Origin of the sequence: Marinobacter caseinilyticus, assembly GCF_011074955.1 — a bacterium.
In the GTDB taxonomy this organism is placed as follows: Bacteria; Pseudomonadota; Gammaproteobacteria; order Pseudomonadales; family Oleiphilaceae; genus Marinobacter; species Marinobacter caseinilyticus.
This window is the reverse complement of the sequence record NZ_WUQJ01000034.1, coordinates 229762-256341: the sequence shown is the minus strand read 5'-3', so window position 1 is coordinate 256341 and position 26580 is coordinate 229762. Positions and strand designations below refer to the sequence as shown.

Sequence of the window (26580 nt, the reverse complement as noted above, 5' to 3'; positions counted from 1 at the left end):
TGAACCATCGATTACCACCTCTCCACCAGGGGGCGCTCTTCTTGTGGTCGGATTATCGACTGGTCTACGGTCGTTTGCTGCCCAATCGCCCCCACCGGCACATCAGTGCTTCGGTATTGGTGGGTGTCGACGGCCCCTTTCACTTGCAAGTACAAGGCCGCTGGCGGGAGACCCGGGCCGCGCTGGTCGCGCCAGATGTTTCGCAGGCCCTCGACCCCGGCACTCGCACTTTGTGGATCGCTCAGATGGACCCGGATGCCGAACCCTGGTTACGGTTGCGTGGCCATCTGCAGGGTCAGCCAACCGTCGACCTGGCGTTGCCCTCTGGCAACCTGTCTGTCGTTCCAGAGCCCAGTTGTGAGGGTATGGCGCAGTATTTCCAGCGTTTGGTCGCGCTCATCGGCCATTTTCCCGAACCGTTGGATCCGCGAGTGCACCGGGTTTGCCGCCTGTTACGTGAGACCTTGCCTGAAAAGCTGGAGGTCAGCGTTCTCGCGAGCCAAGTGAATTTGTCGGCCTCGCGTTTGACCCATCTGTTCCGGCAACACACGGGCGTGCCGCTCCGGCGTTTCCTGTTGCACCTCAAAATGAGTCGGGCGCTGGGCCACTGGCAGCCGGGCAAACCGTTCTCCGAACTTGCCCTCGAGGCAGGGTTCTACGACCAGCCTCATATGGTTCGTACGGCTCGGGACATGTTTGATGCTTTGCCGTCCCGGTACATCAATTCGGATTGGTTCCAGGTGTGTCGATGCGGGCTACCGCTGTGAGTCTTCGTCGTGCTTTTGCGCCTGTTCTTTAGCGGCGGCTGCCGCCTCTTCCGCCACCATTTCCGGTGTTTCCAGACTGATTGCCCCGAGTTTTCCGGAACGCAACTCGTTGATCAGCACTTCGGACACCTTGTGCAGGTCTGGCACACCGCCCCGGGAATAGAAGTTCCGTTGCGCGGCGATAGTGTCCATCAGGGCCAGGCCGTCTACGGGCAAAGTGTCGAGCTTATACCGCGCTTGCAGAGCCTCCGGGTAAGCTTTCAGCAGGTAATCCGAAGCGAACAGGGCAACGTCATCAAACTCGATGACGGCGCTGCGTATGGCGCCGGTGACCGCCAATCGATAGCCGCAGGCCGCCGGCGACAGCTTGGGCCAGAGGAATCCGGGCGTATCGTACAGCAGGATGTTATCGGGCAGTTTGATCACTTGCTGGGCTCGGGTGACGGCCGGCTCGTTGCCGGTTTTAGCCGCGCTTCGGCCTGCCAGCGTGTTGATCAATGTTGATTTGCCGACGTTGGGAATGCCCAGAATCATCACTCGCAAGGCACGGCGTTCCAAATTTCGGTGTGCACACATGTCCCGGGCCAGCTTCAGAATCGCGAGCGCTTCCGCACGCTGGTTGTGGGTGAGGGTCACCGCACGGATGTGGCTGTCCTGTTCCAGGTGCGCCTGCCAGCGTTGCGTAATGGCAGGATCGGCCAGATCCCGCTTGTTGAGCACCTTGATAACCGGGGTATCGCCACGCAAAGCCGGTACCAGCGGATTTTCACTACTGAATGGAATGCGGGCATCAATCACCTCAATAATGAGATCCATTTGCGGCATTATTTGTTTGATCTCCTTGCGGGCCTTATGCATATGCCCTGGAAACCAGTTAATCGCCATGGTGTCGTACTCCGTCAAAGGATCTTAAGCGCGCCATTATGACTGTGAATGAAGAAATTTTCACACAGTACCGAAAGCCGCGTGTGTGGCGGGCTCTGGTGCCACCGAGAGTGCTGTGTGTACAAAAATACGGGGGGTTGGGATGAAATTGCCCTGCGCTTTGCTTTAGGGTGTAGCGTCTAAAGAATCCGAACTAACTCATTGATCGATGGAGATCGTTATGAAGCTCGTTAAAATGTTTGGGATTGCACTGGTTGCCTTGGGACTGGGTTCACCGGCTCTGGCCCAACAGGCGGCGCCTGCCGGCCAACCGGATCAAGTCGACCAGCTTGCCGAACTTGTTGGTCTGAATGATGACCAGCAGAAAGAAATTCGCGGGATCATTGATAGCATGCAGAGCGAGATCAGCGAACTGCAGGCGGAAGCCCAGGGCCTGCAGCAGGAGCTCCAGGCCGAGATCAAGCCCGACTTTGACGAAGAGGCCATTCGCGAAAACTCCGAAAAATTGGGCGATATCACGGGTGAAATCACCGCGCTGTCCACCCTGATGCAAGCCAAGGTTGACAAGGTGTTCACCCAGGAGCAACGCGACGAGCTGGAAAAACGCATGAAGCAAATGCAGCAACAGATGCAGCAGCGTCGGATGCAGCAGCAGATGCAACAGCAAATGCAGTAAGGACGCCATTGGCCGTTTAATCGGCTTTGCGAGTCCAAAAAAGTCGCCGGGAATCATTCCGGCGACTTTTTTTTGGGCCAACGGGTAGCGCAAGCGTATATCTTAAACAGGCAGCGGAGACCAGGTTCGGTCTCAGGCCCGGTGGCGAAGTGAGTGACGAGTAGGTGTTTTGCCTAATATATTCAGACGGGGCGTAATAGCCCGCATCGAAACAAGGGCAAACGGTGCATGTATCGGTGGACAAAGGCGTTGGCAGTGACGACTGGGTTCGTGTTGTCCGTAGCGGCGGATCCTGGAATGGCAGGCACCGACGTGGTGACCGCACCCCCGGTTGTCCGTATAGGACTGGAGCCCTTTCCACCCCTGATTAATGAGGACCTCACTGGATTCAGTGTCGACTGGCTCAAGTTGATGGTTACTGCAGCCGGCTATCGTGCCGAGATCCGGCTTATGCCATACAGTCGTGCCCGGCTGGCGTTGCGTACCGGCAAACTGGACCTGATCGGGCACACACCCGTAAACCTGGAAACGCCTGAATTTTATCGGCAGGCCCAAGAGCTGAGCTGGGCCGTTCCAACCAAGCTTGATGCGTACGCGATGAATCGGGCCAACCTGAGTGCGGAGGCGCTCCAGCATTCGGCCATCGGCGTGCCATTTGGTAACGCGGCGTTTATTGCCGAGGTGTTGGGCGTTCCGCCGGCACAAGTGGCGGAGTTCTCACTGGGCCAGTTAGTGGGACTGCTTCGGTTGAGACGGATTGACGTGGTGGTGTTTGAGCGCGGATCGGTTATGACGGCGCTTCAGAAGGCGATGAATGCGCCGGTCTACTATCGCTTGATTCAACAGATTCCGGCTGGCTTTGCCGTTACGAGGTCAAAACCATCTCTGTACCTCGAGCTTGAAAAAGCGGCCAGGGCAAACCCTCTTGCAATGCCCATGACCGGCCCATACGGTGCCTTCCTGGCGTTGCCGGACGCCGGACAAGTGCCGGACTTGCGCTTGCCCAAGGCGGCACCGAGTGCCCCATCGAATGCACCGTCTAGATCACTCGGGCTCCCCCGGAGCGCATTGATGACTTACCCAAACGGCTTGAATAGCAGTATCAGCTTAGGCAGCAGCGTGAGTGCGCCCAACAGGGCCATCAGCATGGCAAAACCGGTGAAAAGCCCGAAGTAAATGGTCGGGATGAAGTTTGATAACACCAGTATCGAAAAGCCGATGATGATGGTCAGGGAAGTGTAGAACATGGCGCGGCCGATACTCTGGTGGCAGCGGTGCATGGTGGCCAGGTAGTCGCCGTCTTTGGCGAATTCCACTTTAAAGCGGTGAATGTAATGAATGGTGTCATCGACCGCAATCCCGACCGTAATGGCCGCCACGGTGATGGTCATCAGGTCCAGCGGCACGCTCAGCCAGCCCATCAATCCCAGCACACTGCCGGCAGCCAGCAGGTTGGGCGCGATGCCAATCAATGCCAGCTTGAAGGAGCGAAACAGGATCAGGAACATGGCGGCAATGGCTAAAAATACGATGCCCAGCGTTTTGATCTGGGAGTCGAACAGACTTTGCAGCATGTTGTTGTACATCACCGTCATACCCGTGAAGATGATTTGCTCTTCTTTATAGCCCAGTTCCTCGGTCAGGTGGCGGTGGATTTTGGTCAGTAGGGCTTGCCGCCGTAAGTCTGGGGCGGAGTCGATCAGGCGCATGGTAAAGCGGGCCTGATCATGCTCCTCGGAGATGTAGGGCGTCAGCAGAATATCCTTGAGGTCATCCGGGATGGCGGCCGGCACAAAGGCCAGTTCCAGGGCATTGAGGGGTTTGTCCTGATTGATCTGCGCCAGCAGTTTGAGCGTCGTGGTTATGGACAGGGTTTTACCGGTCTCGCTCAACCCGTTCAAATAGTCATGCACGCGTTCAAGACGATCCATTTTCTGATAGGTGTACCAGGTATCCCTTTGTGAAGCGTCACCGTCACAGTCGTCCAGGAACGGGTCACAATCACCGGCGAAAGGGTCACTGGCAAAGGCATCGCGGGTGAACGGATCGCCGGCGGGCCCGTTATCGGGCACGTCGTCATCGGTAATGATGAGGTCCAGCGGAGAGGTGCCGCCCAGCTTGTTATCGATCTTCACCATGCCCTGATAAATCTCGGTGCTGGGTTTGAAGTAATCAATGAAGCTGTTTTCCACCGTCAGTCGGCTGATGCCCGCCACGCAGAGCCCCGCCAGTATCACGCTGCACACCAGCACAGTGCCGCCAAAATGCTGGGTAAAGGCGGCAAACCGCCGGGTGAAGGCTTTGCCTTCGTCGGCTGGCTGGTTGACGGCTTTGGGCGGCAGCAACATGACCAGGGCGGGGAATATAACGAACGTGATGGCAAACGCCAGTGCCAGTCCAAAGGTCATCATCCAGCCAAAATCAATGACCGGTCGAATACCGCTGAAGGTCAGGGACCCGAAGGCAACAATGGTGGTGACCGCCATGTAGAAACACGGTTTGATCATGCTGCCGACGGTGGACAACATCCGCGCCTGATGTCCGACCTGCGGTTCATCGTGCTGCAGTTCACGGTAGCGCACAATCAGGTGGATGGTCATCGACAGGGTCATGATCAGTAGCAACGACACAAAGTTGGATGAGATGACCGTGACCGGCCATTCCAGCCAGCTCAAATAGCCCATTACCAGCCACACCGTGAACAGGCAGCACAGCAGCGGCACCACCACCCAACGCCACTGACGGAAGATGACCGCCAGTGTCAGCACCAGAAACAGCAACACGCCAACGCCAAACGTAGACAGGTCGCTTTCAATGAAACGGATCATATCGGCGACGATCATGGGGACGCCGCCGAGGTGAATCTCGGCCCCGTCACGGAATTGCTCGAGAATGCCGCGAACCTGCCCGATGGTTTTTTCCTGGCGGGTGCTGAAGGACTCCGATACGTCGATGAACTCTTCGCTTACCTGGGCCAGCCGGGCTTGCTCGCTCTCGGACAACGAGTCGCTCCGGGCTTTGTCACTGAGCCGGTTGCGTTCTTCAAGCAACTGGAAGTACTCGGGGGGCGCCGGCAGGTTGACCTGTATCGCGGTTGTGTTGGCGTCTTCGCTGATCAGCAGGTTGGGGTAGAGTGGGTTGCTCAGCAGCGCCTGGCGAGCGGTTTCAGGTGTCACGCCGTCAGCATCGAGGGTCAGGATGTCTGAGTCGACCGTATCCAGCGTCAGGTCGGGGCTGTGAAGCAGCGGGATATTGAGGATGCTGTTGGTGGAGCCAACCCCCTCGAGCGCAGCCAGAGTGTCGCGCAAGGAGCGCAGCGTGGCCAGGCCGCTGTCGGTAAACAGCTCCTCGGTTGGCGTGTAGGTGACCACTAAAAAATCGTCAGAGCTGGTGAAGCGCTGGGTCATGGTCCGGTATTGTTCCAGTGCCTGATCGTTCTCAAGCACCAGCGATTCCGCCGAGGCGTCCAGACGAAACTGATCCAGTCTTAAGCTGGCAATCACCAGGATGAGGGCAAATCCGACCAGGACGGCCAATGGGTGGGCAAGAACAAGACGACGGTACAGCTCAGCGGCGGCAGGCATAGACATCCATTGATTGAGTTTCAGACCAGGATGCAAGTCTGCCACAAATCAGCAGGCAATGGAGCCTATCTCGACGTTCGCCTGCCCTGGCAATGAGAACGCCCGTCCGGAGAGCTCGCCAGGGGCTGACCCGGCGATCAGTCGAGCGCTTTGACCGGAATCTGGTTGGCCTTCGGGGTGGGTACTTTGGGCACGGCCAGGCCCAGATTATTTTTATCAAACACTTGGTCGGCCCGGTAGCTGGAACGCACCATTGGACCGGAGGGCACTTCCATGAAGCCTTTTCCCAGGCCGATCTCGCGGTAACGGTTGAACTCTTCCGGCGTCACGTAGCGCTCTACGGGCAAATGGTTCGGCGTCGGGCGCAGGTATTGGCCCAGGGTGAGAATGTCGACGCCGATGGCGAGCAGGTCGTCCATGGTCTGGAGAATCTCGTCCTCGGTTTCACCCAGTCCGAGCATCAGGCTGGTTTTGGTCAGTACATCGGGGCGATGCCGTTTGGCATGGGCCAGCACACTCAGGGTTTTCTCGTAACCAGCGCGAGGGTCACGGACACGTTCGGTCAGACGTTTGACGGTTTCCACGTTCTGGGCAAACACATCCAGCCCGGAATCGACGACTTTTTCAACGTGCATCATGACTGCATCGAAGTCCGGTGTCAGGGCTTCAACCGCCACCTCCGGAGTGCGTTGTTTGATGGCGGCCACACAGGCAGCGTAATGAGCGGCGCCGCCGTCGTCGAGGTCATCACGATCCACTGAGGTTAGAACGATATACCGCAGCCCCATCAACTCAACGGATTTAGCCGTGTTGTCCGGTTCGTCGTGATCGAGCCAGCCTTTGGGATTGCCGGTATCGACCGCGCAAAAGCGGCAGGCGCGGGTACAGACGGACCCCATTACCATGATGGTCGCCGTGCCGTTATTCCAGCACTCACCAATATTGGGGCAGTGGGATTCCTGACACACGGTGCTGAGCTTGTGGTCTTTCACGTTGCGACGGACCGCTTCAAACCGCTCACCACCAGGCATGCGGGCCCGCAGCCACTTGGGCTTGGGTCCGGAAGGCATGTCCGTGTTCGCACTTTTCTTGATGCCATCTTTAATGGCGGAAAAGCCATGTTCGTTACGGAATTTGGAACCGCTGGCAATGCGGGATTTCGTGCCGTCGCTCATGACAAGCAAGCTCTTTTGATCGCGGAAAGGGAATGCCTTTTAGAGTAAGGATTACCGGGCGCTGATACAAGTCGAATAGGGGAAAACACGGGGCCTGGCGCGCCAGACCTTGGTCTAACGCGCCAGTGGTTCAGCAGGCTTTCGCAAGTGCCTGGGTGATGTCCGCGATAATGTCGTCGCAGTGTTCGATACCGATGGACAAGCGCACCAGGTCCTCGCTGACACCCGCATTCCTGAGCTCTTCTGGGTTGAGTTGTCGGTGGGTTGTCGATGCCGGATGGCAGGCGAGGGATTTGGCGTCGCCGATGTTGACCAGACGGTAGATCAACTGCAGGGCATCAATGAAGCGGGTACCGGCCTCCAGGCCACCCTTGATGCCAAAGCTCAGAATGCCAGAGGCCCGGCCGCCGCAAATTTTCTGACAGGTTTCCCGGTATGGACTGTTACCCAGCGTGGCGTAATTGACCCATTCGACACTGGCATGGTTCTGCAGAAAGTTTGCCACCTTCTCGGCATTGTCGCAGTGCCGCTCCATCCGAAGCCCGAGAGTTTCCAGCCCTTGCATGATCTGAAAAGCGTTGAACGGCGACAGGGCCGAGCCGGTGTTCCGCAGTGGCACCACGCGGCAGCGACCAATAAACGCGGCGGCGCCCAGCGCCTCGGTGTACACCACACCGTGGTAAGACGGGTCGGGTTCGTTCAGTACCGGAAATTTGGCCTTGTTGGCGACCCAGTCAAACTGCCCTGAATCCACCACAATGCCGCCCAGGGTGGTGCCGTGACCACCAATATACTTGGTCAGGGAGTGGACCACGATGTCGGCGCCGTGATCGAAGGGCCGGCAGATAAAGGGCGTGGCTACGGTGTTGTCGACGATCAGGGGAATACCATGGCGATGAGCGATCGCTGCCCACTGGGCAATATCCACCACATTGCCCGCCGGGTTGCCAATGGACTCACAAAACAGCGCCCGGGTGTTGTCGTCGATGGCGCGTTCCACGGCATCAAAGTCATCGTGTCGGGCAAAGCGGCAGTCGATGCCCTGATTGGGCAACGAGTGCGCGAACAGGTTGTAGGTGCCACCATACAGCTGCCCGGTGCTGACAATGTTGTGGCCCAGCTTGCATATGGTTTGCAGTGCGTACGTAATCGCCGCCATCCCTGATGACACCGCCAGCGCGCCGATACCGCCTTCAAGTTGCGCCATGCGCTCCTCGAGCACTGCATTGGTCGGGTTCATGATACGGGAATAGATGTTGCCCTGGACCTTCAGGTCAAACAGGTCCGCCCCGTGTTGGGTGTCATCGAATGTGTAAGAGGTGGTTTGGTAGATTGGAGTGGTTGCGGCGTGAGTGGTGGGGTCGCCATTAAAGCCTGCATGAAGCGCCAGTGTTTCCAATTTCATTTCAACCTGTTCCTTTTGGCAGTTGAGCTGTTTTTGTGGGTATTGGCTCAAGAGTATGGCACAGCAAACCGGGAGGCCAAGCGCCGGTTATCCAGGAGTGAAATAAAGGCTTACAAACGGCTTCGAATGGAAGGCCAAATGCTGGTTTTGGCGCTGAGACGTCCGAGGTTGGCGACTCAGCGCATTCTGGCCACGGGGCGTGAGGTAGGGCACGTTGTGCGGCGCCTCTGTTAATCCGCCGCCAGCACTTCCGCGTCTGCTGTGGGGGTCAAGTCGTTTGGGTTATTGACTGGCTGGCAGACCAGTGGTGCCGGAATGTGAGTTTTCATCAGTCCCTGGAAGGCGTCCGTCTGAGTGAAGGTCGGGTCCAGCCAGGCATCGAAGTCACTCGGGCGAAGCATGAGCGGAATACTCTTGTCGTGAATGTGGCTGAACCGGGGGTGCGGTGGCAGCGTGATGACGGTAAACGAATAAACCGGATCATCGCCAAACTGCCATCGCTGCCAGAGTCCGGCCAGGGCCGTCGCCTCGTGTTCCGGATGAATGTTGTATACCTGTTTTCCGCGCCACTCATGAAAGCCGCTGACGGGCACGACACAGCGCTGTGACGGGTAGACCCGCTTCCACAAGGGGCTGGTGGTCAAGCGGTCCGAGCGCGCGTTAAACGTGTGAAGCCTGGGATTGGGGCGATAACCCTGGCCGCTGGGACGGGGCTCGATCAGCAGGGACCACAACCCGGGCACAAGGTGACGGGCCCCGTCCGTCTCATACACAAATTCGGCGGTGCCGCCGGGGGGTATGTTGTATTGAGGCTGGGGTGTCGCGAAAGGCAGCCCCAGTTGCACCATCAGGTCCTGAACCAGTGGGTCGTCGGTCACGTTCATTCGGCCGCACATTGCACACCTCCGTTGTCTGTCTGGTCAGTGTAAACCCAGAAGGTATCGGGCGTAAGGCGGGGTAAGGTGGGGTAAGGCGAGGCATGATGAAGGACACCGGTTTGTTCGGCCCAATACATACAGCGGTTTTCCAGCCGGTCGTTTTCTGCGCGGCACTTGCCTTGCGAACCGGGGTAGCGATCCGTTCGATAACGTATCAACTATCAAGGCCAGGCCGATGACAGGACCCCAGTGCCAGACAATAAGGTGGTGAAAGAGTAACGGTCAGGGCGGCCACGCGCGCACTGGTAAACCCGCTGGTCGCTGCTGTTGGTGCCGAATCAGTGAGGACCAATCCCCTGGCCAATTGAAGAGAGCAGTGCCACTCACCTCAAGTTTCTCTTTCAAGTTTCTCTGGTGGTGCTCAATCCATTGGAGCTCAGTGCCGCTTTTAGGCGGGTGCATGTCGCATTCGATGAAGCGCCGACTTGCAAACGCGGTCAAATTGTCAGTATCCGACCCGGTATGGCATGAAATAGGTGACCGATATGGCACAGCTCCCGAAACGCGCAGAGATTGTCATCATAGGGCAAGGTGGAATAGTGGGTGCTTCCGTCGCCCACCACCTGATTGAGCAAGGCTGGAACAATATTGTCGGCCTGGAGAAATCCGCGATTCCCACGGATATCGGGTCGACGTCCCACGCGTCTGACTTCTGCTTCACCACCTCCCACGACAAATTCAATGTCTTCACCACAAAATATAGCCAGGCGTTCTACGCCAAGCGGGGCAATTATGTCAAAAAGGGTGGTATGGAGGTGGCCCGCATTGACGATGACGGCCGCATGGAGGAGTTGAAACGTAAGGTCGGCTCCGGGAAAGCGTTCGGAACCAACGTCCGGATGGTGACACCGGCGCAGGCCAAAGAGCTTTTCCCGCTGCTTGATGAGACCCGGATCCAGGGTGCGATGTGGGATCCCGACGCAGGTTTGGTGGTGCCTCGGTCACAAAAAGTGGCGGGTGACCTGGTTGAGGAAGCCGTCGAGAGCGGCAAGTTGCAGGCCTTTGCCAACACCCCAGCGATCCGGATTGACGTTCAGAATGGCCGTGTTTGTGGTGTCGAGACCCCCAAGGGCTACATTGAAACGCAGTACGTCGTGCTTTCCATGGGTATCTGGGGACCTTTAATGGCCGACACGGCGGGTTCGCGCCTGCCGCTTATGCCGGTCGAGCACCCGCTGCTGTTTTTCGGACCTTATGAGCCACTGCAGGGTACCGGTGAGCAGATCGTCTACCCGTTGTTCCGAGATCAGGGTAACTCGGCCTATGTCCGCGATACCGGTGATCCGACAACCACAGAAGGGGGCCATATTGAGTGGGGCTATTACGAGCCCGATAATCCACGGCTGGTCTATCCGAAGGATATTGCCGAGCCGGGGCAGGCAAGGTTGTCGCCGTCGATGCGGGATCTCAGCCTTGATCAGGTCATGGCCGCGTACGAGAAAGCGATCGACATGACCCCGGTTCTGGGCGAGCTGGGCTGGGAGGAAAAACACTCCTTTAACGGGTTGCTGTCGGTCACCCCCGACGGGGGCTCGCTGATCGGCGAATCGCCGGACGTACGAAATCTCTGGTTCTGTGAGGCGGTGTGGGTTAAAGACGGCCCGGGTGCCGGCAAGATTCTTGCGGACTGGATGACCCGGGGCCGACCGGATATGGACCCACACAGCGTCGATATTGCGCGTCACTACCCGATTCAGAAAACCCCGCAGTATGTTTACGAGCGCTGCTATGAAATTGCCAAGAAAATCTACACGCCGGCCGTGCACCCCCGGGAACCTTTTACGGGCGGACGGCGGATGCGCACCAGTCCGTTTTATCCCCGTGAGGTCGAGTTGGGCGGTTATTTCATGGAAGCCGCCGGGTGGGAGCGGGCTCACGGTTACCAGGCCAATGAAGCACGGCTACTCGGCAAATACCGGGACCGGATTCCGGCGCGGGAAAATGAATGGGATGCCCGGCACTTCTGGGCGGTGTCCAATGCCGAACAGTTGGAAATGAGTGAAAGCGTGGGCATGATCAACCTCTCGCATTTCGCCATTTTCGACGTCTCCGGTGCTAATGCCGAAGCCCTGCTGGAATTTCTGTCGGTTGCGAAAGTGGGTGGCACTACCCCTGTGGGTAAAGGGGTGTACACCCATTTTCTGGATGCCTGGGGTGGCATTCATTCCGACCTGACGATCATTCGGCGCGACCAAAACGACTATCGTGTGATTTGTGGGGGGGATACCGGTTATCGCGACTATGTCTGGATGAAACGCGCGGCAGAAAACCGGGGCTTTGACGCTGTCCGGATCCAGGACATGACGGATCACATCGCGACATTGGGGTTATGGGGTCCAAACGCGCGGGCGACCCTGGCCCAGTTTATGGAGGACCCGAACGAACTGTCGGCTGAGAACTTCCCCTTTGCGACCGCCCGGGACATTTGGGTTCAGGGCATTCCGGTCTGGGCCTTCCGGATTTCCTACGTGGGCGAGCAGGGCTGGGAGCTGCACTTTCCCTTCAGTTATGGTCTTAAATTGTGGGACCTTCTTTATCAAGCGGGTGTGACGCCCGTGGGCATTGAAACCTACGCCAACAGCCGGCGTCTGGAAAAGAGCCTGCGGCTGCAAAATGTTGACCTGGAAGTGGACTACAATCTCTACGAAGCCGGTCTGGCCCGGCCCAAGGTTAAGGAGGCCGATTTCCTGGGTAAGGGGGCTTACCTGGCGCAGCGTCAGCGTACCCATCAGCCAAGCTACCTGTGCACCATGTCCATGCTCGACAATCGGGACGCCAAAGGTATCGCCCGTTATCCGGTCGGTCAGTTCCCGATACTCGATCCTGCCAGTGGCGAGGTGCTCGTCGACAGCGAAGGGCGCCGGTCCTACAACACCAGCGCGGCCTATGGACCGTCCGTCGGAAAGACTCTTTTACTGGGTTACATTCCGTATGAGTACGCAGAGGAAGGCCGGGAACTGGTCCTCGAGTATTTCGAGGAGCGGTTTCCGATTCGCATCGAAGCCGTGGGCTATCGGGCGCTGTTTGACCCGGAGAATGAACGGTTGACGTCGTAACGGATCATCGCGCCGGCCCTGGGGACCCTCCGGAAAAGGTACTCTTCAATGGCTCTTAACACTCGGGGATGTTCGCTGCCCGCCTTCTCGTTGCGTAATGCGCCGATACCAATCTTGAACACTTCCTACAGACTTGTCGTCCATTCGCTCGCTCAGCCTTGGTTTCGACAGGGGTACTAACAACTTGCGGTTACCTATCCGGCACTTGCTACCGATTCCGGCGTTGCCAGGTCCCTTTGTCCGGTCGGTTCCGGTCCGGCTCAGGGCGACAGGTCGGCGCTAAGTGACGGCACCGGCTGGGAACATTGACCGAAAACCCATCGCGAGTGTCGCAAGTGAGCGTTTAACGGTTGGATTGATGTCGTTTTTGGACAACTCGCATGCTTCCGTGCGTCGTAAACTGAGGATCAAACGGTGTTTGGTCAGTGCGAATTGACCGCCAAGGCGGGGCAATCGCCGATGATAATGAGTGATTGCATGGATTGCCCCGGGCCCTTATTGTCGAGTAGTAAGAAAGCGTTTTCGGGCCAGGTTGTGCAAACGTATGAAAAGGCCAGCGCCGAAAGATCAGTCGTAGACACTTGCGCCGACTGTCACTGTCTGTTGGGTGATTGCCGGTGTTTGCAGTAACGGATGTTGTTACCCGGGCCGTGGTATTGCTGGCGGCAATTGCCAATAATGTGTGATGCCCGAAAGTCTATGGCAGCCCCACCAACGGAGGGTGAGGACATGGCTGAACCCAGGAGCATTCACGCCAGCGAGCCTGGCAATCATCCCTACCGGATCGGCTTCCTGCTGATTGATCATTTTACGTTGATTGCGCTGGCAACCGCCATTGAGCCGCTGCGAATGGCCAATCAGCTGACTGGCAGGGAGCTGTATACCTGGACACTGTTGTCGGCCGATGGCCAGGCGGCGAGAGCCAGTGATGGCATTGCCATAGTACCCGATGCTGCCATAGCAGACCGGCGGTCGTTTGACCTGGTGATTGTTGTCGCCGGCGTTGATGTGACGCGGAGCTTCTCCAGTCGAGAGGTCAACTGGCTACGCTCACTGGCACGACAGCATGTGTTTCTGGGGGCGGTCTGTACCGGTGCGTATGTTCTGGCCAGTGCCGGGGTGCTGGACGGATACGCCTGCAGTGCCCACTGGGAATGCCTGGCGGCGCTTCAGGAGGGCTTTCCGCGGGTTCATTGCAACAATCACCTGTTTACTATTGATCGTGAACGCATGACCTGCACGGGCGGCGGTGTGCCCATGCACATGATGCTGAATGTACTGGCGCGTCGGCATGGTCAGCCGCTGGCCGATGCCATTTCCGACATGTTTGTCTGCGATCGAATGCGCGATGAGAGCGAGCAACAGCCGGTCCCGTTGCGACAACAGCTGCTGTCGTCGCAGCCCAAGTTGGCGGAGGTCGCCCAGTTAATGGAGGCTAATATTGAGGAACCCATTGAGTTGCAGGAGCTCGCAAAGCTGGCGCGTATTTCCCGCCGACAGCTTGAACGTCTGTTCCTGAAACATCTGGGCTGTCCGCCATCACGCTTTTATCTCAAGCTGCGACTGGACCGGGCGCACCGGCTGCTGAAGCAATCGTCTTGCGCCATCGTCGATATCGCTTCCATGTGCGGTTTTGTCTCCACCACGCACTTTAGTCGTTGCTACCGAAAATACCGGGGTACCGCACCCAGGGCCGCGCGGGCAGCGGTTTCTCCCTTCAGCCAGTCTCACCAGGCGTTGGGGGCTGAGTGTGGTCACGTGCAGTCGGCATCACTGGAGGCCTTGCAGCGTGCGCAAACCGAGCCGACATACGGGGTGTTCACCTACACGCCGGTGCCCGTCAAAACACACTGACCACTGGCACGGTTTGAAACAGGGCATAGCAACATGGGCTTGAAATAACACCGGGCTTGTCGCCGGCTCAGCAGAGCCCGACTACGTCACCTTGCTCGTTAAGCCCCATGTCCAGTGCGGCAGGGTGACGCGGCAGGCCCGGCATGGTCATGATATCGCCGCAGACGGCCACGACAAATCCAGCCCCCGCTGAAAGCCGGACTTCGCGCACGGGCAAGACATGGCCGGTGGGTGCGCCCAGAAGTTTCGGGTTGCCGGAAAAGCTGTACTGGGTCTTGGCAATGCACACGGGAAAATGGCCAAAGCCGAGCTGTTCGTATTCCTCCAACTGCCGTCTGGCCTCTGCCGAGTACTCCACCCGCGCGGCGTCATAGAGGCGCGTGGCAATGGTTTCAATTTTCTCGGACAACGGCATCGCGTCTGGATACAGAAACTGAATCTCCGGTTTGCCCTGATCCATTTGATCCAGCACGGCCTGAGCCAGCGCGGTGGCGCCAGCCCCGCCCTTGGCCCAGTTTTGGCAAGCGATTGCCTGAACCCCCCATGCGCTGCAGATTGCTTCGACGGTGGCGATCTCGTCTTCGCTGTCGGTCGGGAACCGGTTGATCGAGACCACAGGAGTCAGACCGAATTGCCGGAGATTACGAATATGGCGTTCCAGGTTGATGGCGCCGGCACGGAGCGCCTGAATGTCCGGAGTCGCCAGCTGTTTTCCGGGAACGCCGCCCTGCATTTTCAACGCGCGGACCGTACAGACCAGCACCGCCGCATCCGGTCGCAATCCGGTTTTCCGGCACTTGATATCAATAAATTTTTCCGCCCCCAGGTCGGCACCAAATCCCGCTTCCGTCACCACCACATCATTCAACCCCAGTGCGTACCGCGTCGCCATGACGGAGTTGCAGCCATGGGCGATATTGGCAAAGGGGCCGCCATGGATGAAGACCGGGTTGTGCTCCAGGCTTTGAACCAGATTGGGCTGCAATGCGTCTTTCAGCAATATGGTCATGGCACCCTCTGCGCCCAGATCCTTGACTGTCACCGGTGACAGGTCATGGCGGTGCCCGACGATAATGTCACCCAGACGGTGACGGAGGTCTGCGAGGCTTTCGGCAAGGCATAGAATAGCCATGATCTCCGACGCGGCGGTAATGTCGAACCCGGTCTGACGGGGCATGCCATGGGCGGCGCCGCCCAGACCGGTGATCACGTTGCGCAGCGCCCTGTCATTCAAGTCAGCGATCCGGCGCCAGGTCACGTAACGCGGGTCCAGGCCCGACTTGCCACCCCAGTGCAGATGGTTGTCGAGGATGGAAGCCAGCAGGTTATGGGCGGCCGTAATGGCGTGGAAATCCCCATTAAAATGCAGGTTAATGTCTTCCATTGGAATGACCTGGGACCGCCCGCCGCTCCGCCCTTCATGCCGAAGCAGGGCCCGAGTGATGGCTCGCGCAGGCAGACGGACGCCCGGACGCCAAGCTGATTGAAACCATCGTTCAGGCCAACGCTGGTCGTGGTCTTGCCCTCTCCGTATGGCGTGGGAGTCATCGCGGTGACCAGCACCAGCTTACCGTAGGTGTTTGGATCAGGGAGCGGAAAGTGGTTCATATTGAGCTTGGCCTTGTAGTGGCCGAAAGGAACCAGACTGTCCGCCGGTAACCCATAGCGTTGCTGGGCCAGAAGAAGGATCGACTGTGGTTGCACGGCCCGTGCAATTTCGATGTCCGGTGTGCCGGGAGGGTGCCGTTGTACGGGTTCCGGGCTTGTGGTAGTCCGCTCGTCGATTTGGCCACTCACAGGGATCTCCTTCTATACCTGAGTCTGCGAAACAGTGTCGGCGCCGTAGATTGGCTTATCGCGAAGGCCACGCAACCATTCTGACGAGCGCTGCAGCCCACCAAACGGAAACACATGAATGCCTTGAAAAAGTGACGTCGGGTTGTCTGCGCGGTGGCGGGCCATGGCGGCTACCAGCCGGTCCGGCGTCCAGGCGCGCAGCAGGCGTGAGGCATCCGGGTTGCGTCGCATCATTCGAGCGGAAACACCCACCCCGCACCGGGCGGCGTAGGCAATCAGCATTCGTAGACGGGTGGGGCCTGCAATGCCGAAATACACCGGCAGGGGATCCACGACCTCCTTCATGCTCTGAAGCCAGTGGATGAACGTATCCGCTTCGAACGCGAACTGCGTCACTACCCACATGCGGGTTGCTGTGGCGGTCGCGTACTCGCGCTTGATCGCCATCGCGCGTGTCAGCTCCTCGCTTGATGCCACCGGGTGGCCGTCTGGATGCCCGGCTATCCCCAAATGGCAAAATGCGTAGTCGGCCAGAAGCCCCGAGTTCAGCACCGCCAGGGTGTCTGGAAATGGCCCGGCGACCTGGTGGCTGTCACCGGCAATAAGCATCAGCCGGTCGGTACTGGCGGCCGCCAGTTCGCCAAGCCAGTCCCTGGCTTGGGCGCGGCTCGCGATTGCCCGCGCCGGGAAGTGCGGTATTGGTACCATGCCTGCGGCCCGCAGTCGCCAGCATGCGGACACGGTGTCCTCAAATCTGGCGTTGGGCAGGAAGGGGATATAGACGGCGGTACCGGCAGGCAACCAGTCGGACAATGCCTCCATTCCCAAGATCTGTAAGGGCGCCGCCTCAATGGAGGCCGTCCGTGCTAATTCGCGCAGTACCGCCGCCATCTGAACAGTGTCCTGAGATGAGCTGGCACTGGATTCGTGAGCAAGCTTCATGGCAACCCTCACCTTTATCGATCGGGCGTGTTGATCAGACCCTTCAGTTAATCGGCGAAATCGATGCCTTTCGCTCTTGCTCTTTCGCGGGCATTGGGATTAACCGATGGCCTGAACGGTACGGCCACCACTTCGGCCTCGACATCGAGTGCATCATCCGGGGCGGCGTATTCCTGTGGTAGTTGCACCGACAGCCGGGTTCCAATGTCGCGCATTTCCAGCGGTACGTAGGCGAGCGCAATGTTGGTGTTCAGCTCCGGGGAATACCAGGGTGAGGTCACATAGCCCACGGGCTCGCCACCATCGGCGGAACTGACAAGCCAGAAATCGTTGGCATAGTCTGTTATTGGCGCTCCGCCCAGGCGTATCCCCACCATAACCTGACGGAAAGGCGGACAGCCGGCCTCAACCTGGTCACGAATCGCTTCCAGTCGTTGCTTGCCGATGTAATCGGCTTCCTTGTTGCGCGGAACCTGGTAAGCGAGGTTGCACTGGAAGGGCAGGGTTTCCTGGTCAAGATCCTGGCCCCAGGAAAGAATGCCGGCAGCAATGCGCCGGTGGTGGGCGGGTGCAATGACTCGCAGATTGTGGTTCGCGCCGACGTTGAGCACCGTGTACCAGAGGTCTTCAGCATGCTCGGTGGCGTCCCTGAGATAGATCTCGTAGCCCTTTTCACCGGTGAAGCCAGTTTGGGACACCACGACCGGGTGCCCGGCCACCTCGCCCTCCATCAGACCGTAGAAAGGAAGGTCTTTGACGCAGTCGCCAAAGAGGTCGGTCATCAACGCCTCGGACTTGGGCCCCTGGATCTGCAGGGGAGCGACGTCGATTTCGGCAATCGTCACGTCGAATTTTCTGGAAATATTAACGCCGCGCAGCCACATTTCCAGGTCGCTGTCGGACAGCGAGAACCAGAATTCATCTTCCGCAATCCGCAACAGAACCGGATCGTTCAGGATGCCACCCTCTTCATTGCAGAGAATGACGTACTTGCCCCGCAACGGTTTTATCTTCGTTGCATCCCGGGTGATTACGTAGTTTACAAACGCTTCAGCATCTGGGCCTTTCACCTGAATCTGTCGTTCGACCGCCACATTCCACAGGGTGACGTCGTTCACCAGCGAGGCATACTCAACCATCGCACCGCCATCTTGTGGCTGCACATAACCGCGCGGATGGTACATCCGGTTGTAAACGGTGGCGCGCCAGCAGCCTGCTTCAAAGGCCAGGTGCCAGTAGGGGGACTTACGCACGCGGGTGGAAATCAGCATTTCCACCGGGGTGGGTCCGGACTGGCGCAGATTGATCGGAACCCTGCGATCAGACTGGTCAACGCTGTGAGGTTGCCGGGCAGCGCCTGCTCGCTGCTGTGGATAATCCGATTTTGCGCCTTCAAGTTTGATCGCCATCTCAGCCTCCAACTCTTCGTGAGTGTTGATAGCTGTAATTTGACGTTGTTTTAACGGCGCGGCTTGATCAAGTACGACATGAAAAAGCCTAAAAGCGGCACAGGAGGGGGGAGACAAAAAAAGGCCCGTGTTTGCACACGGGCCTTTATCAATACTGGTAGCAAGGGGCGGAGTTGAACCGCCGACCCCAGCATTATGAGTGCTGTGCTCTAACCAACTGAGCTACCTTGCCAACACCGTTTCGAACACAATCGTGCTCCAAACGAGGCGCGTATTCTCTGGATTTTCCGGGCCCCTGTCAACCCCTCGAGGAGGATTGCTTGGATCCGGCCCGCTTCGGGTATGTGCCGCCATTACTCGGCTGGAATCGTCACCAGGGCAAGTACCCGGTTTTCCACAACGCAGAACTGGGAAGAGACCTCTCGACCGTGGCTCCAGGTAGGGGACAGGTCGGTTAACAGGCGCAGACTCGCCCGGCCGTCGGCCGTCCAATCCACCAATTCCGCATGCCGGAAGTAAAACCGGGACTGCACAAGCGGGTAGAGCGCCTTGAACAGGCTTTCCTTGAGGGCGAAGATCAGGGTGACCAGAAAGCCGAGATCGTCGGTTTGCGCAAGCGGAAAGCGTGCCAGTTCGTTGGCGGTCATGACCTCGCTCGACAGCCGGTGGGCCCGGTCCTCTGACAGCAGGGATTCGGCATCGAGTCCCAGGCCAAGATAGTGCTCGTTGTGCGCCGCGATCGCCGCAGCCCAGCCGGTGCTGTGGGTGATTGCGCCGACACTGTGCTCGGGCCATTGCGGAGCGCGATTGGCCAGGGTGCCTGGGGTCGAGGCGACGCCCGAGAGGCTGCGCAGCGCCTCTGTGGCACAGAGGCGGCCCGCGAGGTATTCGGTTTTACGTTTGCTGGCGGCGTGCAGGACCTGACTCGGTGGGTTGATGCCACACCGCTCAAAGTCATCAGACTGAAATCGTTCGATGTTGTAGTGTGTACTGGCAAAGTGAAGCCCCGGCAATTGTCGGGGCCAAGGCCAGCTATTTTCAAATTCAGAGCAGCAGGTGGGTAGGCGTAGCACAGTCCTGTCCTGAGTTGAATTTTCGGAGTCGTCAGACGTTGAACCGGAAATGGATCACATCGCCATCCTGAACAATATACTCCTTGCCTTCCAGACGCCACTTACCGGCATCCTTGGCGCCCGCCTCACCGTTGTATTTGACAAAATCATCGTAGCTAACCACTTCGGCCCGAATAAAACCGCGTTCGAAGTCGGTGTGAATCACGCCTGCGGCCTGGGGGCCGGTTGCGCCCACACGAACGGTCCAGGCGCGGACCTCCTTCACGCCAGCGGTGAAGTAAGTCTGCAGGTCGAGTAGGGCGTAGCCGCCGCGAATAACGCGATCGAGACCGGGTTCGATCATGCCCATTTCTTCGAGGAAAATAGACTTTTCATCGTCTTCCAGCTCGGCGATCTCGGCTTCCAGTTTATTACAAATGGGCACGACAACGGCGTTTTCGGTGGCCGCAATCTGCTGGACGGTGTCGAGGTATGGGTTATTCTCAAAGCCGTTTTCATCGACATTGGCGATGTACATGGTGGGTTTGATGGTAAGCAGGCACAATTCACGAATCAGGCCGCGCTCGTCATCACTCAGGTCCATGCCGCGAACCGGTTTGCCTTCATTCAGCACGGGCAGCAGTGTTTCAAAGATCTCAAGCTGGGCCTTGGCGTGCTTGTCACCGCTTTTTGCAACCCGCTGTACTCGCTTGATAGCCTTCTCAACCGTGTCCATATCGGCCAGTGCGAGTTCGGTGTTGATGATTTCTATATCGGCGGCCGGATCGATCTTGTTGGCGACGTGAATCACATTGCTGTCATCAAAGCAGCGCACAACGTGGGCGATGGCGTCTGTTTGGCGAATGTTGGCCAGGAACTGGTTGCCCAGACCTTCACCTTTGGAGGCGCCGGCAACGAGCCCGGCAATGTCCACGAATTCCATGGTGGTGGGCACGACCCGCTGGGGCTTCACGATTTCTGACAACTTGGTCAGGCGGGGGTCAGGCATGCCGACAACGCCAGCGTTCGGCTCGATGGTGCAGAAAGGAAAATTCTCGGCGCCGATGCCGGCCTTGGTCAGTGCATTAAAAAGCGTGGATTTGCCGACGTTTGGAAGGCCGACGATGCCGCAATTGAAACCCATGGAAAGCCTCTGATGGATGCGAAAACAAAATGTGAGATTGGAAAACGAAAGTATACCGGTGACCGGGTTCAGGTGCGAACAGGAGGCACCGGATTCACGGCCTGAAAGCGTGCAGGGCGTTCATGGCTCGGGCCATGTGATCGCCGGCAGCGTCCGGCAAGACCCGAATGCTTTGTTCGATAATGGCCTCCAGGTCGGCTGATTCCTGTTTGCCCAGTCTGCCCAGCACATAGTTGGTGACCTGTTTGGCGGAACCAGGGTGGCCAATGCCGAGTCGTAGACGAAAAAAATCGTTGGTGCCCAGGTGGGCAATGGCATCTCTCAGACCGTTATGTCCGCCATGGCCACCACCGCGTTTGAGTTTGGCGGTGCCGGGGGGCAGGTCGAGTTCGTCGTGAGCAATCAGAATCTGGTCAGGCTGAATCTTGAAAAAGTCCGCCAATGCCTTGATGGCAAGGCCGCTGCGATTCATATACGTCGTGGGGTTGAGCAGGTGCAGGTCGAGCCCCTGGAGGTGGGCTTTGGTGTACAGACCGTGGTATTTCTTGTCAGGGCGAAGGCTCTGACCCGCTGCGCGGGCCAGAGCTTCAACAAACAGGGCGCCGGCGTTGTGGCGCGTATTCTCATAGTCAGGGCCGGGGTTTCCCAGTCCAACCACCATGACAATCTGCTGCGCCATTTGCCGTTACCCCCGGAGTGATTACTCCTTGCTGTCGTCTTCTTCTGCTTCTGCGTCTTCCGCGTCTTCGGCTTCATCAGCCTTGGTGCCGCGTGGCAGGTGAACAGAGACAACCGGCAGGTCGTGGTCTTCGCCCTGAACCAGAGCAGCAATACGCACGCCTTTAGGCAATTGCAGATCGCTCAAGTGGATTACCTGGTCCATCTCGATGTTCTGCATGTCGAGTTCAATGAACTCGGGCAGATCCTGCGGCAGACAGATAACTTCGACTTCGTTCATCTGGTGCGACGGTACACCGCCCTGGAGCTTAACAGCCGGAGCTGTGGCTTCGTTCAGGAAGTGCAGCGGTACGTTGACGTGGATCTCGTGATGCTTGTCTACGCGCAGGAAATCCGCGTGGGTCAGCAGCGGCTTGTAGGGATGGCGCTGCAGATCCTTGAGGATCACGCTTTCTTTCTTGCCGTCGAGCTCAATGGTCAGAATGTGCGAGAAGAACGCTTCGTTCTCCAGCGCTTTCTTCAGCTCGTTGTGCCAGATGGAAATCGATACGGCGTCTTTCGCGCCACCGTAAATGATCGCCGGGATTTTACGCTCTTCGCGACGCAGGCGGCGGCTCGCACCTCTCCCCTGTTCGTCCCGAGAGAAAGCTTCAATTAGGAATTCTTGGGCCATGATCTGTACCTCATTAATCACCTGTGGGACTCGCGACCAAGTGCACCGCAGATGCTTCTCTGGTGTTCCCGAAAATAAAACCTGTATTTTCGGGGAGTTAAACAAACAAGGAGCCTTAAAAGGCTCCTGGTCTGAATGCGTTCGGAACGCGGACTTTATTCAAACAGTGCGCTGATGGACTCTTCGTTGCTAACGCGGCGAATCGACTCAGCCAGCAGACCTGCCATTCCGAGGGGGCGGATTCTATCACAATTAAGCGCTTTGTCACCCAGTGGAATGGTATCGCACACCACCAGTTCGTCGAGTTCAGAGGCATTGATGTTATCAATGGCCGGTCCTGACAAGACTGGGTGCGTGATGTAGGCAACGACGCGCGCCGCACCATGCTCTTTCAGTGCGCCAGCGGCCTTGCACAGGGTGCCGGCAGTATCGACGATGTCGTCCACCAGAATGCAGGTTTTGTCGCGCACATCACCAATGATGTGCATAACCTGTGACACATTGGCTTTCGGACGGCGCTTGTCGATGATGGCCAGGTCGGCGTCATCCAGGCGCTTGGCCACTGCGCGGGCACGGACAACACCGCCGACGTCTGGCGACACCACGATGAAGTTCTCAAAACGCTGTTTTTCAATATCTTCCAGCAACACCGGTGTGGCGTAAATGTTGTCGACCGGTATGTCGAAGAAGCCCTGGATCTGATCGGCATGGAGATCCACCGTTAACACCCGGTCTATGCCGATACTGGTGATCATGTCGGCAACGACTTTGGCGCTGATCGAAACACGGGTGGAACGAACCCGGCGATCCTGGCGTGCATAGCCGTAATAGGGCACAACGGCGGTGATTCGAGTGGCGGAGGCGCGACGCAGTGCATCGGCCATCACAATCAGTTCCATCAGGTTATCGTTGGTGGGAAAACAGGTAGGCTGGATGATGAAGACATCGTGACCGCGAACGTTTTCGTTGATCTCAACAGTTGTTTCGCCATCACTGAACTTACCGACAGTGGCTTGTCCCATTGGGATGTGCAGCTTCTGGGCAATGCTCTTGGCGAGTTCCGGGTGGGCATTCCCGGCAAATATCATCAGTTTGGACACGACGGCATCCTTCTCAATATCAGAGGTCATTTCGGAAGAATCGGGAGAAAGGTGGCTGGGGTGGCAGGATTCGAACCTGCGCATGACGGGATCAAAACCCGTTGCCTTACCACTTGGCGACACCCCAGTATCGTGCTTTTTTGGCATCATTTCAGCTCTGTTAGCTTTCGGTGTAACGGTGAGTAGTTCACCCCTTTAGCTACGAACCCCTTGATGCCGGAGGGTTTGCTTGCCCAAACTTTTTGGGCTTTGGATTCTGTTGGGAAACGTCCAAATATGCAAGCCCCGGTTCCGGTTAATCTTGCAGGTCCGAATTGTGACAGCCAATCCAAGCTCTGGCCTACCTCCGGATACAGTCCACGAACCATATCCTCACAGTCGTTTCGGTACCTCGAGGCGTCTCCCTCAAAAGCGGGCGCTATTTTGATTCTCGGGGTGTCCCTTGTCAACCCTTGCTGGGAAAAAATCAGACCGGTGTTGATGTTACAGGCCGGTTTTAGCACTACAAACCAGTCCTCGGGCGGCTGTGCCGGGGTCAGCTTTTCTCCGATGCCTTCACCCACTGCGGCAAACCCGCGAACAAAAACCGGCACATCGGCACCCAGTTGCAGGCCGAGCTCTGCCAATGTGTCGAGAGGGAGATCCAGTTGCCACAGATGATTCAAGCCCAGCAGCGTGGTGGCCGCGTTGGAACTTCCTCCCCCGAGCCCGCCGCCCATGGGCAGGCGCTTTCGCAGCGTCAGGGTAGCGCCGGCGCCCGGGTTGGGACTGAGGGGCTGCAGGAGCCTGGCAGCGCGGAGGACGAGGTTGTCCGCGTCCGGCACCCCCGGAAGCGGTGGGTGCAGCACTAGCCGCCCGTCAGAGCGCAACTGGAAATCGAGCTCATCACCGTAGTCCAGAAATTGGAACAGTGTCTGGAGCTCATGGTAGCCGTCGCTGCGGCGACCATTGATGTGGAGAAACAGGTTCAGTTTTGCGGGCGAGGGCAGGCTGAACATCAGAACGGTTCCGGATCCTTGGGCTGCCAGTCTGTAATGGCGAGTCGGACTCGCTTGTCACCTTTGAGGGCGGTGATTCTGGCCGGCAGGGTAGGAAGCTGTTCGGTAAAAGTTTGCCAGCGCTCGTACCGTATTTCCCAGCCTTGCTGGCGAATAACCGCTAATTGCCCTGAGGTATTGAACAGCAGTTGAAAATTGTCACCCGGGCTCGGTAGCCCCTTGATCCACCAGGTCAGGCTGTCGATCGGTAGCTGCCAGCCCGTGGCGGCATGGATCAGGTCCTGCGGGTTGTTGGAGCGGTACGTCTCGCCATCTGGCAGTGTCAGCTCCAGGTAACCGGGTACGCCGGCCAGTTCGGTGCGGCCCAGTCCCAAAAAGGCAGAAGAAAGCGACAGTCGATAGTGCTCGTTATCCTGAGTCCAGCGATTGATGATGGCGGTGCCACTGTCCGAGGGCTGGCGGACCGCCAGTTTACCCTGCAGCTGCCAGTGACGGACGCTGCTCAAGGCCTGTTGGCGGTCGCTCCAGCCCGCGGGCGGCTGATCCGATAGGCCGTCCGGCAGCGGCTGCATGGACGTTGACGCACAAGCGCCCAGCATCAACGTAGCCAGGGTGGTAAGCGTTAGGCGATATAGGGTCACAAATCCTGCCCGGCGCCCAGGCGCTCAATGGTTTCAATGATCAGCTCATCGGAAGGGGCTTGCTCCAGGCCCTCCCGCCAGATGATGCGAGCCTGCTCCCGTTGACCATTCTGCCAAAGTGCTTCGCCGTAATGGGCCGCAACCTCGGGATCGGGAAAGGCCTCGTAGGCCGCGCGCAGGTATTCCAGGGCCTGGGTTGATTCGCCCAGTTGGAAAAGCACCCATCCCATGCTGTCCAGTATGGCCGGGTTTTCTGGGTCGATCTCCAGGGCACGCTCAATCAACAGGCGCGCCTCATCCAGTCGTCCCTGGCGAGTCGTCAGGATATAGCCCAGCGCGTTGAGCGCCACGGCGTTGTCGGGCTCCTGCTCAATAATGCGCCGCAAGTCCTGTTCGGCGGCGTCGAACTGGTCTTCGCTGTCGAGCAGCATGGCGCGGGCGTATCGAATGCGGACGTTATCCGGGTACGCCGTAATCGCGGTGTTGGAAACCTCTAGCGCCTGGTCGGGCATGTCCATATCCAAGAGCAGGTTGATTTCCAGAAGCCAGTAACTTTCAGCCCGGTCGGGGTGGGTGTTGCGTAGGCGCAGGATGTTTGCCCGGGCCTGGTCCAGGTTGCCGGCTTCCGCGCGCAGCGTGCTGGCCCGTGCCAGGGCCGCCAGGTAATGATTACCGTCGTCGACGCGATCATAGTAGCCGATGGCGGTATCGCTATCGCCGTCCTCGTCGGCAATTCGGCCCAGGTAGTAGTGCGCTTCGCTGACGTGGTGGCCTTGCTCGATCAATTGTGTCAGGCCCTGTTTCGCGAGTTCTTTTTCGCCATTCTCCAGTGCCACCAGCGCGTGGGACAAACGCAGGCCAGGTACGTCGGGAAACTGTGTGACCAAGCGCTGAAATTCATCCTGGGCTGCTTGCATTTGCCCTTCGCCAATCAGCATGCGGCCGTACAGCGTGCCCATTTGCCGGTTTTGAGGATAATGGCGGGTGTTGTAGAGCAGGTGTTTGAGGGCTTCGTCTTTTCGGCCCAACTGATAAAGCAGGTCGCCCTTCAGGACCAGGGCCGGCTGAAACTCGGGCTGGTTGTCCAGGATGGGTTGCAGGGCCTCAAGCGCGGAGGCATTGTCGCCGAGGACCTTGAACAGCAATGCGATGCTGTACTGGATTTCCAGATTATCCGGATGGCGTTGGGCCAGACCTTCATACAGTGACAGCAGTTCCAATTGCCCGTCGGCGGTCAGATTGGCCGCCATCGCCGCGAGGCTGTCAAAATCGGCATCGCCGCCGAGCTCCAGGATGCGCTCCATGTGAGACAGCGCACTCTCCAATTCATTGCGTTTTACGCTTTGAATGGCTGCCACGCGATGGGCCTCAATGCTGTCGGGGTGAGTCTCGAGCCAAAGGTTGGCTAGCTGGCGCTGGGCATTGTCGGCTTTCAGGGACTGGGCAATGCGCATGGCGCGTTCGATCACGGCGGCATCCTGTGATTGCTTGGCCGCTTCCACGTAGTTGACGAGGGTTACATCGTACCGGCCCCGTTGCGCGGCAATTTCAGCGGAAAGCAGCAAATAGAGCGTTTCGGGTTCAAAATCGCCGTAAGGTGTCGCCGCCGGCGTGATCTGTGCGGTTTCCGAGGTGGTCGTCTTGGCCGGTTGGGGCGATGGATCACTGCCTTCGTTCGTCAGGTTCGCGCAACCAGACAAACCTAGAAAACTGGTGACTAGCAATAAGGCAGGTTTATGCATGTTCTATCCCGTGTCCGTTTACGATAGGCCTGTGTCAGGCTGGCACCATTTGCCGATACCTATG

The 26580-nt window shown here is 58.1% G+C and carries 20 protein-coding genes, 2 tRNA genes and 1 pseudogene; 5 read left to right on the top strand and 18 right to left on the bottom strand.

Annotated elements, in window-relative coordinates; all coding sequences use genetic code 11:
• Positions 1-41: 41 nt before the first annotated feature.
• Positions 42-767 (top strand): helix-turn-helix domain-containing protein, encoded by a 726-nt coding sequence (locus tag GRX64_RS17845; RefSeq protein WP_235937740.1) that lies wholly within the window; start codon positions 42-44, stop codon positions 765-767.
• On the opposite strand, the gene ylqF is transcribed toward GRX64_RS17845, so the two are convergent.
• The gene (gene ylqF, locus GRX64_RS17840) at positions 756-1652 is read right to left on the bottom strand and encodes a ribosome biogenesis GTPase YlqF (RefSeq protein WP_166269226.1); all 897 of its coding nucleotides are present in this window, start codon (positions 1650-1652) and stop codon (positions 756-758) included. The genes GRX64_RS17845 and ylqF overlap by 12 nt on opposite strands.
• A gap of 220 nt (positions 1653-1872) precedes the next feature.
• Here ylqF and GRX64_RS17835 point away from each other — a divergent pair, with 220 nt between their 5' ends.
• Positions 1873-2328 carry a Spy/CpxP family protein refolding chaperone gene (locus GRX64_RS17835; RefSeq protein WP_166269224.1) on the top strand — a complete coding sequence of 152 codons (456 nt, stop codon included), beginning with the start codon at positions 1873-1875 and terminating at the stop codon, positions 2326-2328.
• Between the two features lie 228 nt (positions 2329-2556).
• Complete coding sequence (locus GRX64_RS17830; protein ID WP_166269222.1) at positions 2557-3504, top strand: substrate-binding periplasmic protein; 948 nt, start codon at positions 2557-2559, stop codon at positions 3502-3504.
• On the opposite strand, the gene GRX64_RS17825 is transcribed toward GRX64_RS17830, so the two are convergent.
• From GRX64_RS17825 to GRX64_RS17810, 4 genes are all read right to left on the bottom strand, one after another.
• Positions 3405-5912: an efflux RND transporter permease subunit gene (locus GRX64_RS17825; protein WP_166269220.1), complete on the bottom strand. Its 2508-nt coding sequence runs from the start codon at positions 5910-5912 to the stop codon at positions 3405-3407. The genes GRX64_RS17830 and GRX64_RS17825 overlap by 100 nt on opposite strands.
• 137 nt (positions 5913-6049) lie before the next feature.
• Positions 6050-7087 carry a lipoyl synthase gene (gene lipA, locus GRX64_RS17820; protein WP_166269218.1) on the bottom strand — a complete coding sequence of 346 codons (1038 nt, stop codon included), beginning with the start codon at positions 7085-7087 and terminating at the stop codon, positions 6050-6052.
• Positions 7088-7217: 130 nt separating this feature from the next.
• Positions 7218-8492, bottom strand: a complete 1275-nt coding sequence (locus GRX64_RS17815; RefSeq protein ID WP_166269216.1) for an O-acetylhomoserine aminocarboxypropyltransferase/cysteine synthase family protein — start codon at positions 8490-8492, stop codon at positions 7218-7220.
• A 230-nt stretch (positions 8493-8722) separates the two neighbouring features.
• Positions 8723-9376 (bottom strand): SOS response-associated peptidase family protein, encoded by a 654-nt coding sequence (locus GRX64_RS17810; RefSeq protein WP_345790094.1) that lies wholly within the window; start codon positions 9374-9376, stop codon positions 8723-8725.
• Positions 9377-9915: 539 nt separating this feature from the next.
• Between GRX64_RS17810 and GRX64_RS17805 the strand changes: the two genes are divergently transcribed.
• Together GRX64_RS17805 and gbdR are read left to right on the top strand one after the other, a co-directional pair.
• A complete protein-coding gene (locus GRX64_RS17805; RefSeq protein WP_166269212.1) occupies positions 9916-12486 on the top strand; it encodes a GcvT family protein in 2571 nt (856 codons plus the stop codon).
• A 729-nt stretch (positions 12487-13215) separates the two neighbouring features.
• A complete protein-coding gene (gbdR, locus tag GRX64_RS17800; protein WP_166269209.1) occupies positions 13216-14340 on the top strand; it encodes a choline metabolism transcriptional regulator GbdR in 1125 nt (374 codons plus the stop codon).
• Between the two features lie 67 nt (positions 14341-14407).
• Here the strand turns inward: gbdR and GRX64_RS17795 are convergent.
• The 13 genes and pseudogenes from GRX64_RS17795 to GRX64_RS17735 form a co-directional block, all read right to left on the bottom strand.
• Positions 14408-16044, bottom strand: a pseudogene (locus GRX64_RS17795) (formate--tetrahydrofolate ligase).
• 105 nt (positions 16045-16149) lie between these two features.
• Positions 16150-17079 carry a methylenetetrahydrofolate reductase gene (locus GRX64_RS17790; protein ID WP_166269207.1) on the bottom strand — a complete coding sequence of 310 codons (930 nt, stop codon included), beginning with the start codon at positions 17077-17079 and terminating at the stop codon, positions 16150-16152.
• A 47-nt stretch (positions 17080-17126) separates the two neighbouring features.
• Complete coding sequence (locus GRX64_RS17785) at positions 17127-18488, bottom strand: glycine cleavage T C-terminal barrel domain-containing protein (protein WP_166269205.1); 1362 nt, start codon at positions 18486-18488, stop codon at positions 17127-17129.
• Between the two features lie 155 nt (positions 18489-18643).
• Positions 18644-18720 (bottom strand) — tRNA-Met (locus GRX64_RS17780).
• A 121-nt stretch (positions 18721-18841) separates the two neighbouring features.
• Positions 18842-19561, bottom strand: a complete 720-nt coding sequence (locus tag GRX64_RS17775) for a 4'-phosphopantetheinyl transferase family protein (RefSeq protein WP_166269203.1) — start codon at positions 19559-19561, stop codon at positions 18842-18844.
• Between the two features lie 31 nt (positions 19562-19592).
• Entirely contained in the window at positions 19593-20684 is a 1092-nt protein-coding gene (gene ychF / locus GRX64_RS17770; RefSeq protein ID WP_166269200.1) for a redox-regulated ATPase YchF, read from the bottom strand.
• A 94-nt stretch (positions 20685-20778) separates the two neighbouring features.
• Entirely contained in the window at positions 20779-21363 is a 585-nt protein-coding gene (gene pth / locus GRX64_RS17765; protein WP_166269198.1) for an aminoacyl-tRNA hydrolase, read from the bottom strand.
• A 21-nt stretch (positions 21364-21384) separates the two neighbouring features.
• Positions 21385-22035, bottom strand: a complete 651-nt coding sequence (locus GRX64_RS17760; protein ID WP_166269196.1) for a 50S ribosomal protein L25/general stress protein Ctc — start codon at positions 22033-22035, stop codon at positions 21385-21387.
• Positions 22036-22190: 155 nt separating this feature from the next.
• Positions 22191-23135: a ribose-phosphate diphosphokinase gene (locus GRX64_RS17755; RefSeq protein ID WP_166269305.1), complete on the bottom strand. Its 945-nt coding sequence runs from the start codon at positions 23133-23135 to the stop codon at positions 22191-22193.
• Positions 23136-23187: 52 nt separating this feature from the next.
• Positions 23188-23262: transfer RNA gene (locus GRX64_RS17750), tRNA-Gln, on the bottom strand.
• 19 nt (positions 23263-23281) lie between these two features.
• Complete coding sequence (gene ispE, locus GRX64_RS17745; protein WP_166269194.1) at positions 23282-24133, bottom strand: 4-(cytidine 5'-diphospho)-2-C-methyl-D-erythritol kinase; 852 nt, start codon at positions 24131-24133, stop codon at positions 23282-23284.
• On the bottom strand, positions 24133-24774 hold the full coding sequence (gene lolB, locus GRX64_RS17740) for a lipoprotein insertase outer membrane protein LolB (protein ID WP_235937739.1): 642 nt from the start codon (positions 24772-24774) through the stop codon (positions 24133-24135). The genes ispE and lolB overlap by 1 nt, the downstream gene beginning before the upstream one ends.
• Positions 24771-26516, bottom strand: a complete 1746-nt coding sequence (locus tag GRX64_RS17735; protein ID WP_166269192.1) for a tetratricopeptide repeat protein — start codon at positions 26514-26516, stop codon at positions 24771-24773. The genes lolB and GRX64_RS17735 overlap by 4 nt, the downstream gene beginning before the upstream one ends.
• Between the last annotated feature and the right edge of the window lie 64 nt (positions 26517-26580).

What these genes read in the sequence shown, in the direction of transcription:
- gbdR (WP_166269209.1), top strand. Translation starts at nt 13,216, where the DNA reads ATGGCTGAACCCAGGAGCATTCACGCCAGCGAGCCTGGCAATCATCCC.
- GRX64_RS17805 (WP_166269212.1), top strand. Translation starts at nt 9,916, where the DNA reads ATGGCACAGCTCCCGAAACGCGCAGAGATTGTCATCATAGGGCAAGGT.
- GRX64_RS17790 (WP_166269207.1), bottom strand. Translation starts at nt 17,079, where the DNA reads ATGAAGCTTGCTCACGAATCCAGTGCCAGCTCATCTCAGGACACTGTT.
- GRX64_RS17785 (WP_166269205.1), bottom strand. Translation starts at nt 18,488, where the DNA reads ATGGCGATCAAACTTGAAGGCGCAAAATCGGATTATCCACAGCAGCGA.
- GRX64_RS17830 (WP_166269222.1), top strand. Translation starts at nt 2,557, where the DNA reads ATGTATCGGTGGACAAAGGCGTTGGCAGTGACGACTGGGTTCGTGTTG.
- pth (WP_166269198.1), bottom strand. Translation starts at nt 21,363, where the DNA reads ATGGCGCAGCAGATTGTCATGGTGGTTGGACTGGGAAACCCCGGCCCT.
- ylqF (WP_166269226.1), bottom strand. Translation starts at nt 1,652, where the DNA reads ATGGCGATTAACTGGTTTCCAGGGCATATGCATAAGGCCCGCAAGGAG.
- GRX64_RS17735 (WP_166269192.1), bottom strand. Translation starts at nt 26,516, where the DNA reads ATGCATAAACCTGCCTTATTGCTAGTCACCAGTTTTCTAGGTTTGTCT.
- GRX64_RS17760 (WP_166269196.1), bottom strand. Translation starts at nt 22,035, where the DNA reads ATGGCCCAAGAATTCCTAATTGAAGCTTTCTCTCGGGACGAACAGGGG.
- GRX64_RS17810 (WP_345790094.1), bottom strand. Translation starts at nt 9,376, where the DNA reads ATGAACGTGACCGACGACCCACTGGTTCAGGACCTGATGGTGCAACTG.
- GRX64_RS17825 (WP_166269220.1), bottom strand. Translation starts at nt 5,912, where the DNA reads ATGCCTGCCGCCGCTGAGCTGTACCGTCGTCTTGTTCTTGCCCACCCA.
- ychF (WP_166269200.1), bottom strand. Translation starts at nt 20,684, where the DNA reads ATGGGTTTCAATTGCGGCATCGTCGGCCTTCCAAACGTCGGCAAATCC.
- lipA (WP_166269218.1), bottom strand. Translation starts at nt 7,087, where the DNA reads ATGAGCGACGGCACGAAATCCCGCATTGCCAGCGGTTCCAAATTCCGT.
- GRX64_RS17835 (WP_166269224.1), top strand. Translation starts at nt 1,873, where the DNA reads ATGAAGCTCGTTAAAATGTTTGGGATTGCACTGGTTGCCTTGGGACTG.
- GRX64_RS17815 (WP_166269216.1), bottom strand. Translation starts at nt 8,492, where the DNA reads ATGAAATTGGAAACACTGGCGCTTCATGCAGGCTTTAATGGCGACCCC.
- ispE (WP_166269194.1), bottom strand. Translation starts at nt 24,133, where the DNA reads ATGTTCAGCCTGCCCTCGCCCGCAAAACTGAACCTGTTTCTCCACATC.